The organism is Lihuaxuella thermophila, from assembly GCF_900110165.1.
GTDB classification, from domain to species: domain Bacteria; phylum Bacillota; class Bacilli; order Thermoactinomycetales; family Thermoactinomycetaceae; genus Lihuaxuella; species Lihuaxuella thermophila.
On the sequence record NZ_FOCQ01000010.1, the window covers coordinates 70,728 to 85,391 of the forward strand.

16 protein-coding genes and 12 tRNA genes are annotated in these 14,664 nt (G+C 52.6%); 24 read left to right on the forward strand and 4 right to left on the reverse strand.

Annotated features, from left to right (window positions below; translation table 11 throughout):
- The first annotated feature begins 3 nt into the window (after nucleotides 1-3).
- Together BMW55_RS12255 and BMW55_RS12260 are read left to right on the forward strand one after the other, a co-directional pair.
- The gene (locus tag BMW55_RS12255) at nucleotides 4-1,419 is read left to right on the forward strand and encodes a sensor histidine kinase (RefSeq protein ID WP_170839912.1); all 1,416 of its coding nucleotides are present in this window, start codon (nucleotides 4-6) and stop codon (nucleotides 1,417-1,419) included.
- A 198-nt stretch (nucleotides 1,420-1,617) separates the two neighbouring features.
- Nucleotides 1,618-3,774: a Tex family protein gene (locus tag BMW55_RS12260; RefSeq protein ID WP_089969655.1), complete on the forward strand. Its 2,157-nt coding sequence runs from the start codon at nucleotides 1,618-1,620 to the stop codon at nucleotides 3,772-3,774.
- Nucleotides 3,775-3,883: 109 nt separating this feature from the next.
- On the opposite strand, the gene cmpA is transcribed toward BMW55_RS12260, so the two are convergent.
- Nucleotides 3,884-4,000, reverse strand: a complete 117-nt coding sequence (cmpA, locus tag BMW55_RS12265; protein WP_089969656.1) for a cortex morphogenetic protein CmpA — start codon at nucleotides 3,998-4,000, stop codon at nucleotides 3,884-3,886.
- Nucleotides 4,001-4,120: 120 nt separating this feature from the next.
- On the opposite strand from cmpA, the gene BMW55_RS12270 reads away from it, so the two are divergent.
- Genes BMW55_RS12270 through BMW55_RS12280 form a run of 3 tightly spaced genes read left to right on the forward strand, consistent with a single transcriptional unit; the run spans nucleotide 4,121 to nucleotide 6,076 of the window.
- Complete coding sequence (locus tag BMW55_RS12270; RefSeq protein ID WP_089969659.1) at nucleotides 4,121-4,579, forward strand: SprT family protein; 459 nt, start codon at nucleotides 4,121-4,123, stop codon at nucleotides 4,577-4,579.
- Between the two features lie 12 nt (nucleotides 4,580-4,591).
- On the forward strand, nucleotides 4,592-5,158 hold the full coding sequence (locus BMW55_RS12275; protein WP_089969661.1) for a thioredoxin family protein: 567 nt from the start codon (nucleotides 4,592-4,594) through the stop codon (nucleotides 5,156-5,158).
- Nucleotides 5,159-5,173: 15 nt separating this feature from the next.
- Complete coding sequence (locus BMW55_RS12280; protein WP_089969663.1) at nucleotides 5,174-6,076, forward strand: NAD(P)-dependent oxidoreductase; 903 nt, start codon at nucleotides 5,174-5,176, stop codon at nucleotides 6,074-6,076.
- A gap of 147 nt (nucleotides 6,077-6,223) precedes the next feature.
- Here the strand turns inward: BMW55_RS12280 and BMW55_RS12285 are convergent, their stop codons facing one another.
- The gene (locus tag BMW55_RS12285) at nucleotides 6,224-7,258 is read right to left on the reverse strand and encodes a ThiF family adenylyltransferase (RefSeq protein WP_425283859.1); all 1,035 of its coding nucleotides are present in this window, start codon (nucleotides 7,256-7,258) and stop codon (nucleotides 6,224-6,226) included.
- 132 nt (nucleotides 7,259-7,390) lie between these two features.
- On the opposite strand from BMW55_RS12285, the gene BMW55_RS12290 reads away from it, so the two are divergent.
- Both BMW55_RS12290 and BMW55_RS12295 read left to right on the forward strand, forming a co-directional pair.
- The gene (locus BMW55_RS12290) at nucleotides 7,391-7,717 is read left to right on the forward strand and encodes a hypothetical protein (protein ID WP_089969666.1); all 327 of its coding nucleotides are present in this window, start codon (nucleotides 7,391-7,393) and stop codon (nucleotides 7,715-7,717) included.
- 196 nt (nucleotides 7,718-7,913) lie between these two features.
- On the forward strand, nucleotides 7,914-8,630 hold the full coding sequence (locus BMW55_RS12295) for a Bax inhibitor-1/YccA family protein (RefSeq protein WP_089969667.1): 717 nt from the start codon (nucleotides 7,914-7,916) through the stop codon (nucleotides 8,628-8,630).
- Nucleotides 8,631-8,711: 81 nt separating this feature from the next.
- On the opposite strand, the gene BMW55_RS12300 is transcribed toward BMW55_RS12295, so the two are convergent.
- Complete coding sequence (locus tag BMW55_RS12300; protein WP_089969670.1) at nucleotides 8,712-8,930, reverse strand: hypothetical protein; 219 nt, start codon at nucleotides 8,928-8,930, stop codon at nucleotides 8,712-8,714.
- A gap of 150 nt (nucleotides 8,931-9,080) precedes the next feature.
- Nucleotides 9,081-9,536, reverse strand: coding sequence for a DUF3888 domain-containing protein (locus tag BMW55_RS12305; protein WP_089969672.1), 456 nt, complete (start codon nucleotides 9,534-9,536; stop codon nucleotides 9,081-9,083).
- Nucleotides 9,537-9,841: 305 nt separating this feature from the next.
- Between BMW55_RS12305 and BMW55_RS12310 the strand changes: the two genes are divergently transcribed.
- From BMW55_RS12310 to tsaD, 17 genes are all read left to right on the forward strand, one after another.
- A tRNA-Asn gene (locus BMW55_RS12310) sits at nucleotides 9,842-9,916 on the forward strand.
- A 6-nt stretch (nucleotides 9,917-9,922) separates the two neighbouring features.
- Nucleotides 9,923-10,015 (forward strand) — tRNA-Ser (locus BMW55_RS12315).
- Between the two features lie 13 nt (nucleotides 10,016-10,028).
- Nucleotides 10,029-10,104: transfer RNA gene (locus BMW55_RS12320), tRNA-Glu, on the forward strand.
- Between the two features lie 6 nt (nucleotides 10,105-10,110).
- Nucleotides 10,111-10,186: transfer RNA gene (locus BMW55_RS12325), tRNA-Val, on the forward strand.
- Between the two features lie 20 nt (nucleotides 10,187-10,206).
- Nucleotides 10,207-10,283, forward strand: a tRNA-Asp gene (locus tag BMW55_RS12330).
- 10 nt (nucleotides 10,284-10,293) lie between these two features.
- Nucleotides 10,294-10,369 (forward strand) — tRNA-His (locus tag BMW55_RS12335).
- 3 nt (nucleotides 10,370-10,372) lie between these two features.
- Nucleotides 10,373-10,447: transfer RNA gene (locus BMW55_RS12340), tRNA-Gln, on the forward strand.
- 10 nt (nucleotides 10,448-10,457) lie between these two features.
- Nucleotides 10,458-10,533, forward strand: a tRNA-Lys gene (locus tag BMW55_RS12345).
- Nucleotides 10,534-10,554: 21 nt separating this feature from the next.
- A tRNA-Leu gene (locus BMW55_RS12350) sits at nucleotides 10,555-10,638 on the forward strand.
- A gap of 11 nt (nucleotides 10,639-10,649) precedes the next feature.
- A tRNA-Leu gene (locus tag BMW55_RS12355) sits at nucleotides 10,650-10,736 on the forward strand.
- A 24-nt stretch (nucleotides 10,737-10,760) separates the two neighbouring features.
- A tRNA-Pro gene (locus BMW55_RS12360) sits at nucleotides 10,761-10,837 on the forward strand.
- A 25-nt stretch (nucleotides 10,838-10,862) separates the two neighbouring features.
- Nucleotides 10,863-10,936: transfer RNA gene (locus tag BMW55_RS12365), tRNA-Gly, on the forward strand.
- Between the two features lie 72 nt (nucleotides 10,937-11,008).
- Entirely contained in the window at nucleotides 11,009-12,001 is a 993-nt protein-coding gene (gene thiL / locus BMW55_RS12370) for a thiamine-phosphate kinase (RefSeq protein ID WP_089969675.1), read from the forward strand.
- Nucleotides 12,002-12,005: 4 nt separating this feature from the next.
- On the forward strand, nucleotides 12,006-12,467 hold the full coding sequence (gene tsaE / locus BMW55_RS12375) for a tRNA (adenosine(37)-N6)-threonylcarbamoyltransferase complex ATPase subunit type 1 TsaE (RefSeq protein WP_089969677.1): 462 nt from the start codon (nucleotides 12,006-12,008) through the stop codon (nucleotides 12,465-12,467).
- The gene (gene tsaB, locus BMW55_RS12380; RefSeq protein ID WP_089969679.1) at nucleotides 12,464-13,201 is read left to right on the forward strand and encodes a tRNA (adenosine(37)-N6)-threonylcarbamoyltransferase complex dimerization subunit type 1 TsaB; all 738 of its coding nucleotides are present in this window, start codon (nucleotides 12,464-12,466) and stop codon (nucleotides 13,199-13,201) included. The genes tsaE and tsaB overlap by 4 nt, the downstream gene beginning before the upstream one ends.
- Nucleotides 13,185-13,697 carry a ribosomal protein S18-alanine N-acetyltransferase gene (rimI, locus tag BMW55_RS12385; RefSeq protein WP_089969681.1) on the forward strand — a complete coding sequence of 171 codons (513 nt, stop codon included), beginning with the start codon at nucleotides 13,185-13,187 and terminating at the stop codon, nucleotides 13,695-13,697. The genes tsaB and rimI overlap by 17 nt, the downstream gene beginning before the upstream one ends.
- Nucleotides 13,645-14,661: a tRNA (adenosine(37)-N6)-threonylcarbamoyltransferase complex transferase subunit TsaD gene (tsaD, locus tag BMW55_RS12390; RefSeq protein ID WP_089969684.1), complete on the forward strand. Its 1,017-nt coding sequence runs from the start codon at nucleotides 13,645-13,647 to the stop codon at nucleotides 14,659-14,661. The genes rimI and tsaD overlap by 53 nt, the downstream gene beginning before the upstream one ends.
- The last annotated feature ends 3 nt before the right edge of the window (nucleotides 14,662-14,664 follow it).

Consider the following 14,664-nt stretch of genomic DNA (forward strand, 5'->3'; position numbering starts at 1 on the left):
AAAATGTTTTCTTTTCAGGCCTGGTTTATCTATATCTGGACACCTGCTCTGCTCGTACTTCCGCTCATCACCATCATTGTCGTCAAATTTTTCATCTCTCCTGAAAATCTGCCCGGCGGTTCCGGACAAGAACCGCAGGACCAGATGCAGATCAACAGGGTGAAAGAAGAGATCTTGTCCAATCCCGACCGCTGGTCAGACGAGGCGTGGCAACGTTCCCTTGATTCACGCCTGCAAACCTTTCAGATGCAAGTGCAGTTACTGGACCGTTCCAATGCGATCATATTTTCAAGGGTAACGGATACACGAGGATCCTCTGCCGGCATGGAACGAAAAGAAGAATATACCTACATCACCTCGCCAGTCGTCATACATCGGATCTACAAAGGAGAGGAATACATAGGCGCGGCCCTATTCTATCCAAATCCCATCGTGGGCGGCCAGACGAAAAAATTGAGTAATATTCTGTATTCGGTCGGGGACCTGGTGATCCCCGTGAGCGGGCTGGGGATCCTGGCCACATTACTCCTCATCCAGTCATGGTTCGTCAAACGCTATGTCATTACTCCCCTGACCAGATTGGAGCAGGCATCCAAGGTCGTCTCCCATAAGGACTTCGATTTCGAACTGTCACCGGTGAAAACCCCTGTCCGGGAAATCACGGAACTGATGAACGCGTTTGCCTTGATGAAAACGACCCTGCAACGGACATTGAAGCGGGAAGCTCAAATCGAGCAGGAGAGGAAAATATTCATCTCCTCGATTATTCACGACCTGCGGACGCCCCTCTTTTCCATACGCGGTTACCTGGAAGGACTTCAGCAGGGAATCGCGCAGACACCCGAAATGGTCAAAAAATACATCAGCGTCAGCCTGGATAAATGCAGGATACTGGAACGGCTCATTTCCGATCTGTTTTTGTATGCAAAACTGGATTACCTTGAAGACGAACCCAATTATCAACACATTCGGTTTATAGAATTCCTGACATCCCTGACCGACTCTTTTGAACATACGTTGAAGCAAAAGCATATGTCGGTCAAAAGGGAATTTCCCGAGGATTCCTTTACAATGAAAGCCGATCCCTACTTGCTTCACCGGGCCATCGGCAACATCATTGATAACGCCATCCATCATTCTCCTGAACACAGCACCATCACGTTGTCATGCACAAGATCCGGCCGGGAGGTTACCATCCAAATCACCAATGAGGGTCCGGGAATTCCGCCTGAACATCTGCACCATATTTTTAAGCCGCTCTACCGCATCGAACAATCACGAAGCCGCCGAACGGGGGGAGCAGGACTGGGACTTGCCATCACGAAACATATCATTGAAAAGCACAGGGGTGAAATAACCGCAGCCAATACCGTCAATGGAACCCGGTTTACGATCCATCTCCCAGTCTGCGAGAATTAAAGTTCGCTCATAAATTTGCAGGTGGTGCGGGTGGAAATGGGAAAGCAGTGATGCCGGATGAAAAGGATGACCGAAGACTTTTCACGAAAATGATACTCTTTCGCATTTATTTACATGGCAAAAACGATAAAATGAGTTTGTAAAAATTAATAACTGCAAAAGTTTATAAAGATAGAGAGTTCAGGTGGTGGTAACCGGATGGAAAGAGAGAAAATGTTTCAGATCATTGCTGGTGAACTGGGAATTCAAGAGCGGCAGGTACGTGCGAGTGTGGAGTTGATGGAAGAAGGAAACACCATCCCCTTCATCGCCCGTTACCGCAAAGAGCGTACCGGAGAGCTGGATGAGGAGAAACTGAGGGCGATTGACGAACGCTTCCAATATCTGACCCAGTTAAATAAACGTAAAGAAGAGATCATTCGCCTGATCGATGAGCAAGGGAAGCTGACCGATGAACTGAGGCAAAAAATCAACCAGGCCGCCAAACTCCAGGAACTGGAAGATTTGTATCTCCCTTATCGGCCGAAGCGGAAAACAAGGGCTTCCGTCGCCAAAGAACAAGGGTTGGAACCTCTGGCCAGGTACATGCTGGAAGTGACGGATGAAGAATCCGTGGAAAGCGCCGCCCTTGACTATGTAAACCCGGAGGCGGGTGTGGAAACAGCGGACATGGCCCTGCAGGGAGCGATGGATATTGTGGCGGAAGAACTGTCCGAAGACGCCGAGATCCGCAAATGGGTGCGCGAATATACCTGGAAAACAGGTATGCTCGTCTCCAAAGCCAAAGACCCCGAGCAGCGGTCCGTGTATGAAATGTACTATGACTACAGCGAACCCGTACATAAAATGCCTTCTCATCGCGTTCTGGCCGTCAACCGCGGTGAACGGGAAGAATTTTTGAAAGTGAAGATCACCGTGGATGAGGAACCGATCTTGCGCCGTTTGGAAGAATGGTTTCCCCGCCAACCGCATGCTTACTTGAAACAGGCGGCCCAAGACAGCTACAAGCGACTGATCGCCCCTTCAATTGAGCGTGAAGTGCATGCAACGATGACGGAAAACGCGGAGGAACAAGCCATTCGCATTTTCGCCGAGAACTTGCGCCACCTTCTCTTGCAGCCTCCCGTTCCCGGGAAAACGGTGCTGGGCATCGATCCGGCGTACCGGACCGGCTGCAAGCTGGCGGTGGTGGACGATACAGGAAAGCTGCTTCATGTGGGCGTGATCTATCCGACTCCCCCGCAAAACAAGATCGAGGAGTCCAAAGAGATCCTGTTGAATTTGCTGGACCGGTATCCCATTGACATCATCGCGATCGGCAACGGAACGGCCTCAAGAGAGACAGAAGCCTTTGTCGCTGATGTGATCAAGGAAGCCGGCCGCCCTGTCTACTATGTGATTGTCAATGAAGCGGGAGCAAGCGTTTATTCTGCCTCCAAGCTGGCCAAAGAAGAATTTCCGGACCTGGATGCCGCCCGGCGCAGCGCGGTTTCCATTGCCCGGCGCCTGCAGGACCCTCTGGCCGAATTGGTTAAAATCGATCCCAAATCGGTCGGAGTCGGACAATATCAACACGATGTTTCCCAAAAACGGCTGAGTGAAAGCTTGGCGAATGTGGTGGAGTCGGCGGTGAACTACGTTGGAGTGGATGTCAATACGGCTTCACCGGCTCTTCTTCAGTATGTATCCGGGATCAATGCAACAGTGGCTAAAAATATCGTGAAGCGCCGCGAAGAAGCGGGCCGGTTCAAGAATCGGGAAGAATTGAAAGAAGTACCGCGCCTGGGAGCCAAAACTTATGAACAGTGCATCGGCTTCCTGCGGATCAATGACGGAACCAACCCACTGGATAAAACGCCGATTCACCCCGAGTCGTACCCGATTGTTGAAAAACTGTTCGCCAAACTGGGACTTTCTCCCGACCGGATCGGAAGCGAAGAGTGCAACCGGGAGTTGCGGCGGGTGGATGTGGAAGAAGCCGCATCGGCTTTAAACTGCGGAGTCCCGACACTCAGAGATATCATCGAGGCTGTGCTCCGGCCCGGGCGCGACCCGCGGGATGAACTTCCTGCTCCTTTGCTCCGTTCGGATGTCCTGAAAATCGAAGACTTGCACGTAGGAATGCACTTGCAGGGAACCGTCCGCAATGTGGTGGATTTCGGGGCATTTGTGGACATTGGTTTGAAAAATGACGGATTGGTTCACATTTCCAGGATGAGCGAGAAGTTTGTGAAAAACCCGATGGATATCGTTACTGTCGGAGATATCGTCGATGTGTGGGTCGTCCGGGTAGACGTGGAGCGGGAACGAGTGGGATTGAGCATGATTCCGGTGGAACAGGGGAAGGAAAGCTGAATCAACCGTTATGATCTCGCCGGCTGGTTTTTCTTCTTCGCCTCCCTGACCGCCGGGAAGCACATATTTAGAACAAAGGTGTCCAAGCCCTCGGACACCCTTCCTTGTATCAACCCTGAACATTCTTTTGTCGGAAGTTAAACCAGCATTCATTAAGAAATTTAATCTGTCGGCGATCTTTCACATGGAAGGCCCGCATCAGTTGCTTGACCAGCCATTTGGGCATGTCGTTCTCCTCCCTCGGGATCGGCCTGTTGTTTACAGTTTATGAACCGGAAGCCGGGTTTGTGTATAAAATTCTTCATTCCTTTTGTTTGCTGACTGCAGCATAGGGGAAATGGGACATATGACGGATCAAGAATTGCAAAAGTGGGTGGAAGAGCTCTCTCTCATCCATTTTGGGGCTCCTTTTACCCATGAGGCGAGATTTAATTCAAGGCTGCGCACGACCGGCGGACGATATCACCTTTCCGACCACCGCATCGAAATGAATCCCGATCATTTGCGCGTGCACGGGAAGGAAGTCTTTGCCAAAATCATTTTGCATGAGCTTTGTCACTACCATTTGCATTTGCAAGGAAAGGGATATCGTCACCGCGACCCTGAATTTCGCGCGTTGCTGAACCGGGTGGGGGGACTGCGTTATGCACCGCCCCTTCAACCTCCGAAAAACCGGGAAGCGAAGTACCTGCTCATTTGCAAGCAGTGTGGAAAAACGTATCCGCGAAAGCGAAGGGTTGATATTTCCCGTTATGTTTGCGGAGGGTGCCGCGGCCCGTTGGAACAACAAAACCTGACACCATAAGGAGTGCTTTGCATGCAACTCAATGACTGGTTTGAAAAGGGAATGACCTATGAACAGTATGTGGACAGCATGAATGTCAACAGGGAACGAATGCTGGACATTTATGAACGGGTGGAGCTGTCCGGTGAGGAGAAAGCCTTTTTCGCCCGGGCACAGGAGAAAAATTGGCGGGTGATCGTGCTGACCGCGGACTGGTGCGGAGATGCCATGCTCTGTGTGCCCATCTTGAAGCGGATCGCCGAGGCGGCCCAGTTTGATTTGCGCTTCCTCATCCGCGATGAAAACCTGGAACTGATGGATCAATATTTGACCAACGGGAAATCTCGTTCCATTCCCATCTTTATCTTTATCGACCAACAGGGGCAGCAACAAGCGGTTTGGGGCCCGCGTTCCCCCGAGGTGCAACGGATGGTCGAAGAGATGAGAGAGAGGCTGCCGGACAAAGAAGATCCGCAATTTGAAGAAAAGCAGCGCGAGATGTATCGGGCCTTCAGAGACAGGATCTCTTCCAATCCGTCCGTTTGGCAGACCGTGATTGACAGCATTCGGGAACGTCTGACACAACCTCTCGCAAACTGAAAACGGGGGATGAATATGGCGAAAGATTGGAAAGTGGGCTTTATCGGGTTGGGAATCATGGGGCGATCCATGTCGCGAAATATTTATCGAGCCGGATTTCCCGTCACGGTTTGGAACCGTACGCCTTCCAAGATGGAAGAAGCGGTAAAATGGGGAGCGCTGACCGCCTCTTCGCCGAAAGAAGTGGCCCAAAACTGCAACCTGATCATCACGATGGTGGGTGACACCCCGGACGTCCGGGAAGTGATCGAAGGGGAAAACGGGGTGCTTTCCGGTGCCCGACCGGGTTCTGTGCTGATTGACATGAGCACGATTTCCCCGGATGCGACCCGGGAGATTGCCGCCCGCGCGGCGGAGCGGGGAGTGGCCATGCTGGATGCCCCGGTGAGCGGGGGCGACATCGGGGCTCGAAACGGTACCCTGTCCATCATGGTTGGCGGGGATGCGGAAGTGTTGGAAAAAGTGAGGCCGGTTTTGGAAGCGATGGGCAAATCGATCGTTCATTGCGGACCGGTGGGGGCCGGGCAGACCGTCAAAGCCTGCAATCAGATTTTATGCGGGCTGAATCTGTTGGGGATGGTCGAAGCATTCGCCTTTGCCAAAAAAGCGGGCGTCGATTTGGAAAAAATGCTCCAGGTAACCACCCAAGGAGCGGGCGGTTCCTGGGCGTTGTCCAATCTCGGGCCGCGGATCGCGAAAGGGGATTTGGCTCCCGGTTTCTCCGTCCGCTTCCAGCAAAAAGATTTGCGGATCGTGCTGCAGGAGGCGGAACGGATGGAACTTCCACTGTTGGGAACAGCGGTTGTCCAGCAACTTTTGCGTTCCGTGCAGGCTTACGGCGGCAATGATGACGGGACACACGCCCTGATCCGCGTTATGGAACAGCTGGGGAATGTCTCCATCACACCGAAAGAGTAACTGAGTGGGCCGTTTGCTGATTCGCTTCCTCAAGAGCACGGAGAGCAACACGGACAACTGCCCCGATGTACCATCTTAGAGCTCCTTTACAGAACAAACTCACACAAAAAACGAGCCCCGAAACCAACAGGGCTCGTTTTTCATAGACTACACGCCGATATACCTGGCAACAATCGACTTGGCCAGCGGGATTTCGCTCGTTCCCTGCACCAGGATGCGCCCGTCCGGAAAGATGACCAGGCGGTGGGCATCCAGCTGAACCCGCAGCATAAACGGATTTCGCTCCACTTTGGCCACCGTTTGCAAACGCTTTTCCAGATGATCCAAGTCGATCTGGTCAGGGTCGGGCGGGGTGATCTGCACCGTTTCCCGCCCGCATAGGGAAACTTCTTTGGCTTGTTTGTCTTCAGGGTCCAAATATTCAAAGCGCCGCTCGACACAAGCGGGGCAATCTTCCCGCCTGTGCCCGGATACTTCCATAGCCGTATCATGATTCATCCACAGCTCAAAGTGACGCAGGCGGGTTTCCAGGTGATCCGTCGCGCCCACCAGCAGTTTGAACGCTTCCGTGGCCTGATAAGCGGCGACTACCTGCACGATCGGTCCGATGACTCCGGCCGTATCACAGGTTTCCGACACACCGGGAGCGGGCGGGTGGGGAAAGAGGCAACGGAGGCACGGAGTGATGCCGGGACGAATGGTAAAGGTCATCCCCCTGGCGCTGACAGCCCCGCCGTACACCCAGGGGACGGAGTGTTTCACGCTGATATCATTGATCAGATAACGGACATCAAAGTTATCTGTACCGTCCAGGATCAGATCCACACCGGTGAGAAGCTCTTCGGCGTTTCTCCACGTCAGATCGGTCACATGCGGATCGAGGGTGACGGAAGAATTGATCGCTCTCAGCTTGTCGGCAGCGGCCGTTGCTTTGGGCAGTTGCGCCTCCGCGTCCGCCTCATCGTACAACATCTGCCTTTGCAGATTGCTCGCCTCCACGAAATCGCGGTCGATCAGACGCAGATAACCCACACCGGCACGGGCCATATGATTGGCCAGAGCCGTGCCCAGGGCGCCCAGGCCGACAATGGCCACCCGGGACTTTTGCAGTTTTTCCTGTCCGGCCGTCCCGATCGGGGAGAACAGAATTTGTCTTGAATACCGGGTCATGTCCACACTCATGAAAGTCTTCCCCTTGTCATAAATTCGGAGTAGGTTTTCCAACATTCATTTTCTCATGACTTGCCGGATCTGTTAACCCGGACGTAAAAAAATAGGAAGGAGGGGATAATAGGAAGTGAGGAGGCGATCGAGATGGAAAAAAAGACTTACTATGTAACGGTGGATATTGGGCCGCATACAGGCGAGATCCGCGAAGAGATCAACCTGAATGATCCGCTCTACGATTTTGAGATCCAAGCCACCCCGGAGGAAATCTCCCGGCTGGAAGAACTGTTTGAGCGGACGCAGGAAACGGATTTCAGCACCTTTATCAAAGCCCACATCCCCTATGAGACACGGGAACGGATGCAGGAAAGCAAAAAAGAAGACGCCGAGATCGATGAGATCTACCGCATGATCTACGAGCTGGGAACGGATGAGACGAAGAAAAAAATGAGGGAATCCGGGCTGGTTCAATAGGCCCGGGTCGTGGAGAGCGCCTTTTTACTTCCATGTCCTGAACGTGGAACATAAGGCGCCCGGGCACCCAATAAATGAAATATTCGGCAATATACGATTCTTCGTCCGCTTGTCGCCTCCGGATGACTTGAACTTGGGACGGGTAGTGAATATACTGAATGTGAGATAAACAATTTTCTGATGGAGGGAACCTTTCGTGGAACAACAACCACATTTTCCTGGAATGAACACAGGCACAGTCGTTCGGACTCATCAGCGCCTGATGCAAAGAGTGTTCGGTTGGATGTTTGCCGGACTGTCCATGACGGCCATCATCGCTCTTGCACTCAGCATGAATCCGAACGTTCCTGCTTTCTTGATGGAAAACCAGGGTGTACTCTGGGGAATTTGGATTGCTAACTTGGTGATCGTGTTTGGTTTATCCTTACTGCTCCATCGTCTGTCCGTCTTTGCCGCCACGCTGGGTTTCTTCGTGTACGCGGCTTTGAACGGGATCAGCTTTACGCTTATTTTGCATATCTTTGATCTCGGTGTCATCTTCCCGGCGTTCTTTATCGCTGCCGGCATGTTCGGGCTGTTTGCCGTGATCGGTTATACCACCAAAATGGATCTGACCAAAATCGGAAACATTGCCTTGATGCTGGTGATCGGTCTAGTCCTGGCCTCATTGGTCAATTTCTTCTGGATGAAGAGTGGAATCATCACCTTCATTATCTCTTGTGCGCTGGTCATCCTTTTCTGCGTGATCACCGCGTTTGACATCCAGAAAATCAAAGAGATGAGCGCACACGCGTATGAGGAAGATGCGGCTTCCAAACTGGCCATCTTCGGCGCACTGATGCTCTACATCGACTTTATCGTCATCTTTAAAGAACTTCTGTACATTCTCAACATCCTGAGCAGTGACGACTAAAAACAGGAGCCCCCTTGCAAAACCCACATGCGGTTTGTGAGGGGGTTTTTCTGGAGAGGGAAATACGGCCAACCATTCCGGTTACAGCTCATAATCGCGCAAGGTACGGATTTGGTCCGGCTGGGTTTCATCAATCACCCACCCGATTTTTTGCAGAGCGGTTTCGATCGGAGCCAATTTATCCGCTTCGTTATGGCTCTTCAACTCAAAATAGGCGTTCTTCAGGGCCGAAACGATTTGTCCAAGTTCAGGTTGAGTAAAGATTTGCTCCAGGGTATCTTGAATTTGCCCTTGCTCCATCTTCCGTTCCCTCCTTTCTTATCCCCTCCGGAATACAGGATGCGCACACATCTTTATCTTGATCCAAACAATCATGCGGGGTAAATTGTTGTTGATTTTTAGCCCGGATGAACAGCCATCATTTCACAGGCGGCTGTTTTATGCTTCCAATTATCGAATCGCTTCAGGTCTTCTGATCATGTGCCGCCAACGAGGCGGAAGCTCATGCGACTTCAGGTGTTCAAATTGAATCAGCTTCACTTGGCCCGGCAGGGTCGGGTCGATCTCAAACCTTAAACGGTCCGTTCCCACCGGGATATGGGGGCCGACAACGGGTGTCGTTTCCAGCGTGATCAAAAAATGAAAACTGCGGGAGCCGCCCACTCGTTCCGCTTTTTTCACTTCGACTTGGTAGGGGTACACGACGGGACTGGCTGTCAGCTGTTTCGCATAAAAATCATGGACTGCTTGATCAATGTGTGGAAGGAGAAAAAGCATCAGCATATCTTGATACAGCAGCTCTTTGGATTCCTGGGGCTGATGATTTGCATGACCGGCATGGGAGGAGATGGGCAGAGTCAAAATCATGGCGGTCGATAGAAAGACAGTCATTGCGATTTTCTTCATGTTGGATCTCTCCTGAAACTGCGTTTCTATGGTATGATTCCTTATCCTTCACTATTTGATGCGGAATGGCTTCATGTAACGGACACCAGCTTCATAAAATTTCCATTCATGATCAGCAGAACCGACCAAAATAAAATCATGTGCCTTCGAAAAAATACTTGACTCACGTCAAGTCTCCGTGATAATCTATTAACTGTCTTCAGCAGAAGAGACTTCAACAAATCAAAAAGAACTTCAAAAAAAGTTCTTGCAATATGAAACCGAATGAGTTATAATTGGACTTGTCGCTGAAAAATGATAAACGTTCCTCAGTAGCTCAATGGTAGAGCGCCCGGCTGTTAACCGGTAGGTTGCAGGTTCGAGTCCTGCCTGAGGAGCCATCTTGCGGAGAGATACTCAAGAGGCCGAAGAGGACGGTTTGCTAAACCGTTAGGGGGTCAACAGGCCCCGCGAGGGTTCGAATCCCTCTCTCTCCGCCAGAACTTTGCAGTTGGCCCGTTGGTGAAGCGGTAAACACACCAGCCTTTCACGCTGGCATGCAGGGGTTCGAATCCCCTACGGGTCACCATCTTTTGGACGCTTAGCTCAGCTGGGAGAGCATCTGCCTTACAAGCAGAGGGTCGGCGGTTCGATCCCGTCAGCGTCCACCATGAAAATTTTATCTCATTGCGGAGCTGTGGTGTAGAGGCCTAACATGCCTGCCTGTCACGCAGGAGATCGCGGGTTCGAATCCCGTCAGCTCCGCCATTATCTTGCGGCGGCCGTGGCGAAGTGGTTAACGCACCGGATTGTGGCTCCGGCATTCGTGGGTTCGATTCCCACCGGTCGCCCCATGTTGGGGAGTAGCCAAGCGGTAAGGCAGCGGACTTTGACTCCGCGATGCGTAGGTTCGATCCCTACCTCCCCAGCCATTTGAAATATGAGCCATTAGCTCAGTTGGTAGAGCACCTGACTTTTAATCAGGGTGTCGAAGGTTCGAGTCCTTCATGGCTCACCATTACCCATCCCATCCATGCAAGCGGGTGTGGCGGAATTGGCAGACGCACTAGATTTAGGTTCTAGCGCCTCTGGCGTGGGGGTTCAAGTCCCTCCACCCGCACCAGCATAGATCGAGCGGTCGTGGTGGAATTGGCAGACACGCTATCTTGAGGGGGTAGTGGCCGTATGGCCGTGCGAGTTCGAGTCTCGCCGACCGCACCATATCACTTCCATCCATTGGTTTTTCGGGGTGTGGCTCAGCTTGGCAGAGCGCCTCGTTCGGGACGAGGAGGTCGCAGGTTCAAATCCTGTCACCCCGACCATTTATATGGAAGAACCTCATAATCTGCGGGTGTAGTTCAGTGGTAGAACATCGGCCTTCCAAGCCGAATGCGAGGGTTCGATTCCCTTCACCCGCTCCAAACGAGAATGGATCGCGGCACCTGCTGCGGTCCATTATTTTTTATTTTTTATGGAGAAAAGGGGAATCGGGCGTGAACGATGAATTTGCATTCATTCGCTCCATGCTTGCCGGGCGTACCCGTTGGAGCGGGCGGATCGAAGTGGATGTGGGGGACGATGCGGCAGTGGTCCTCCCGTCTTCCGGGCGGTCGCTGGTCATGACCTGTGATACGATGGTGGAAACGGTTCATTTCTTGCGTGAAACGATGATGGGGCAGGACATCGGCTGGAAGTTGATGGCTTCCAATCTGAGTGATATAGCGGCGATGGGGGCCGTCCCCACTTTTGCCCTTTTGTCGGTAGCGGTTCCGCCCGGCTGGCCAATGAGTGAAATCGAGGAAATTTATCGAGGATTGTACGAATGTGCCGACCGGTATCATGTTACACTGATGGGAGGAGATACGGTGCGCACACCCGGTCCCCTTCTTCTTACCCTGACTCTGTTGGGGGAGGGAATGCCGGGAAAAGCCTTGCGCCGTTCTGCGGCCCAACCGGGAGATCTCATCTTTGTCACCGGTACCTTGGGGAATTCTGCGGCCGGTCTGTCTCTGTTGCTTCATCAACCTGCTATGAAAAGCAGGTTTCCCGCCCTCATTCAAGCGCACTGCCGGCCGGTTCCGCAACTGGAGATCGGAAAATGGCTCGCGGAATGCGGATTACATCCTGCGTGTGATGACGTCAGCGACGGCCTGGCCCAGGAAGCGTGGGAAATCGCAGAGGCAAGCCGGGTAAGACTCGTCATTGAGCAAGAAAAACTCCCGCTATCCGACGAGTGTGTGCAGTTCGCGCGGGAGATGAACAAGAACCCCTATGATTGGGCCTGGTATGGCGGGGAAGATTATCAACTGATCGGCACGATTCATCCAAAGGGATGGGAAGGCCTCAAGAGAATCGCGGCCGAATTAAAAGTGCCCGTCACCGTGATTGGAAAAGTGGAGGCAGGGGAAGCCTGTGTGGAAGCAGAACTTCAGGGAAAACGGATTCCTCTGCCCAGAAAGGGTTACAATCATTTTGCAGACAGGTGATGTCATGCGAGAAGCTTGTTCCTTTATCACAAAGAATGAACGCGAAACCAGAGAGCTGGCCCGGCGAATCGCCAGGTTGCTGGATCGGGGAGCCGTCCTTGCCCTGGAAGGGGATCTGGGTGCCGGAAAAACCACCTTTGCGCAGGGAATGGCGGAAGAGCTCGGGATTGAACAACCGGTCGACAGTCCTACCTTTACCATTGTGAAGGAATATGAAGGAAAACTTCCTTTTTATCATATGGATGTCTATCGCGTCGATTCGCCGGAAGAAGAATTAGGGCTTGAAGAATACTTTTACGGGGAAGGAATTTGTTTGGTGGAGTGGGCTTCACGGATCGAACCGATCCTGCCGGAAGATACCCTGTGGTTCCACCTGAAGGTTGAGCCGAATGGTACGCGCCGGATTCTGATTACATCGACGCATTCCCGGGCCATTCGCCTGTGTAAGGAGTTGCAAACAACATGAAAATGCTGGCCATGGATACTTCAACCCTGGTGATGGGAATTGCCGTTTTACATTTGGAAGAGAAACGGGTGTTGGGGGAACTGACCACCAACCTGCATAAAAATCACTCGGTCCGGCTGATGCCCGCTCTGGATCAACTGCTCGGCGACCTGGAATTGAACATGTCGGACATTCAAGCGCTGGCGGTGTCGGCGGGGCCCGGTTCTTATACGGGAATCCGCATCGGGGTGACCACAGCCAAAACGATGTCCTGGGCACTCGGCCTTCCTCTTTACAGCGAATCCAGCTTAACCGTTTTGGCGATGAACGGTTTGAGGTTTGACGGGGTGGTGGTTCCTCTCTTTGATGCCCGCCGCCGCAGGGTTTATTCCGGGGTTTATCGAAGAGAAGGGGAACGCATGGTGGAACAGATCCCCCAACAAGTGGTCGAGGTGGATCTCTGGTTGGAGCAAATTGCAGAATTGAATCAGCCAGCCTTGTTTTTGGGGGATGATGTGGTCCGCTTTGAGGAAGTGATTCGCCGCCGACTGGGAGAAAAGGCCCGGTTTGGAACCGCAGCGGAAAATATCCCGCGGGCGAGCCAATTGGGAATGCTTTGCCGGCATAAATGGGCCAACCACGAGCCACCGGAACATGCTGATTTTTCACCGAATTACCTGCAGATGACAGAAGCGGAAGCCAACTGGATAAAAAAGCAGGGAAATGGAGAGACTTCACATGCCCAAAAAAGCTGAAGGGGAAGTTGCTTTTCGTCCGATGCAGATTTCAGATCTGCCGCAGATTGAGCTGGTGGAAAACGAGTCTTTCACTGCACCCTGGCCGAGACAGGCCTTTTATAACGAGCTGGTTTATAACCAATTTGCCCATTATACCGTGGTCACGGTGGATGGAAAAGTGGTCGGGTATTGCGGCTGCTGGTTGATCCTGGATGAAGCGCACATTACCAATATCGCCATCCATCCCGATTACCGGGGGCGGGGCTTAGGTGAAGCGACGCTTACGCATGTGATGGAGATGGCCAAAGCGATGGGAGCGACCAAAATGACGCTGGAGGTGCGCGTCTCCAACACCGCTGCCCAGTCGTTGTATGAAAAACTGGGTTTTGTACGTTCCGGCATCCGGCCCAAGTATTATACGGATAACCAAGAAGACGCAATCATTATGTGGGTGACGTTAAATGAACAGGGAAAAAGAAATCTTGGTACTGGGAATCGAAACCAGTTGCGATGAAACCTCCGCCGCCGTCGTCAAAGGCGGAACCCGCCTGTTATCCAATGTGATTTCATCCCAGATGGATGTTCATCGCAAATTTGGCGGAGTCGTTCCCGAAGTCGCATCGCGGCGGCATGTGGAACGGATCACGCTGATCATGCAAAAAGCATTGGAACAGGCCGGCGTGTCGATCAAAGATTTGGATGCGATCGCTGTCACGCAGGGGCCGGGTTTGGTGGGAGCGCTTCTGATCGGGGTGTCTGCGGCCAAAGCGTTATCTTTTGCCACGGGAATCCCGCTGGTCGGCGTGCATCATATCGCCGGTCACATCTATGCCAACCATCTGGTGAAGCCGCTTGAATTCCCGCTGGTTGCCCTGGTCGTGTCCGGCGGGCACACCGAGCTGATATATATGGAGGGACATAATCGCTATGAGCGATTGGGGCGAACCCGTGATGACGCCGCTGGTGAAGCGTTTGACAAAGTGGCCCGGCTGATGAATCTTCCCTATCCCGGCGGGCCCCATATCGACCGCCTGGCGGCACAGGGGAATCCCGGTTATGATTTGCCGCGGGCCTGGTTGGAAGCTGATTCGCTCGACTTCAGCTTCAGCGGGTTAAAATCGGCGGTCATGAATCTGATTCACAATGCGTCCCAGCGAAATGAAGCGATTCGCGAAGCTGATCTTGCCGCCAGTTTCCAGGAGGCTGTGTTGGACGTATTGGTCGAAAAATCGCTCCGCGCCGTGAAAAGGACCGGCGTCAAACGGCTCGTGCTGGCCGGTGGGGTGTCGGCCAACAGCGGATTGCGTGTCCGGTTGCATCAGCGCTGTGCACAGGAACAGATCGAGCTCCTGATTCCGCCGCTCGAGCTTTGTACCGATAATGCGGCGATGATCGCTTCGGCCGGAACTTACCAATATTTGGATGGGAATTTTGCCGAACTGAGTTTGAACGCCGAGCCCAATCTTTCACTGGTGTGACGG

Bases quoted from the DNA above. Each gene is read 5' to 3' on its own strand.
- BMW55_RS12255 (WP_170839912.1), top strand. From the start codon at position 4: ATGTTTTCTTTTCAGGCCTGGTTTATCTATATCTGGACACCTGCTCTG.
- BMW55_RS12260 (WP_089969655.1), top strand. From the start codon at position 1,618: ATGGAAAGAGAGAAAATGTTTCAGATCATTGCTGGTGAACTGGGAATT.
- cmpA (WP_089969656.1), bottom strand. From the start codon at position 4,000: ATGCCCAAATGGCTGGTCAAGCAACTGATGCGGGCCTTCCATGTGAAA.
- BMW55_RS12270 (WP_089969659.1), top strand. From the start codon at position 4,121: ATGACGGATCAAGAATTGCAAAAGTGGGTGGAAGAGCTCTCTCTCATC.
- BMW55_RS12275 (WP_089969661.1), top strand. From the start codon at position 4,592: ATGCAACTCAATGACTGGTTTGAAAAGGGAATGACCTATGAACAGTAT.
- BMW55_RS12280 (WP_089969663.1), top strand. From the start codon at position 5,174: ATGGCGAAAGATTGGAAAGTGGGCTTTATCGGGTTGGGAATCATGGGG.
- BMW55_RS12285 (WP_425283859.1), bottom strand. From the start codon at position 7,258: ATGAGTGTGGACATGACCCGGTATTCAAGACAAATTCTGTTCTCCCCG.
- BMW55_RS12290 (WP_089969666.1), top strand. From the start codon at position 7,391: ATGGAAAAAAAGACTTACTATGTAACGGTGGATATTGGGCCGCATACA.
- BMW55_RS12300 (WP_089969670.1), bottom strand. From the start codon at position 8,930: ATGGAGCAAGGGCAAATTCAAGATACCCTGGAGCAAATCTTTACTCAA.
- BMW55_RS12305 (WP_089969672.1), bottom strand. From the start codon at position 9,536: ATGAAGAAAATCGCAATGACTGTCTTTCTATCGACCGCCATGATTTTG.
- tsaE (WP_089969677.1), top strand. From the start codon at position 12,006: ATGCGAGAAGCTTGTTCCTTTATCACAAAGAATGAACGCGAAACCAGA.
- tsaB (WP_089969679.1), top strand. From the start codon at position 12,464: ATGAAAATGCTGGCCATGGATACTTCAACCCTGGTGATGGGAATTGCC.
- rimI (WP_089969681.1), top strand. From the start codon at position 13,185: ATGCCCAAAAAAGCTGAAGGGGAAGTTGCTTTTCGTCCGATGCAGATT.
- tsaD (WP_089969684.1), top strand. From the start codon at position 13,645: ATGAACAGGGAAAAAGAAATCTTGGTACTGGGAATCGAAACCAGTTGC.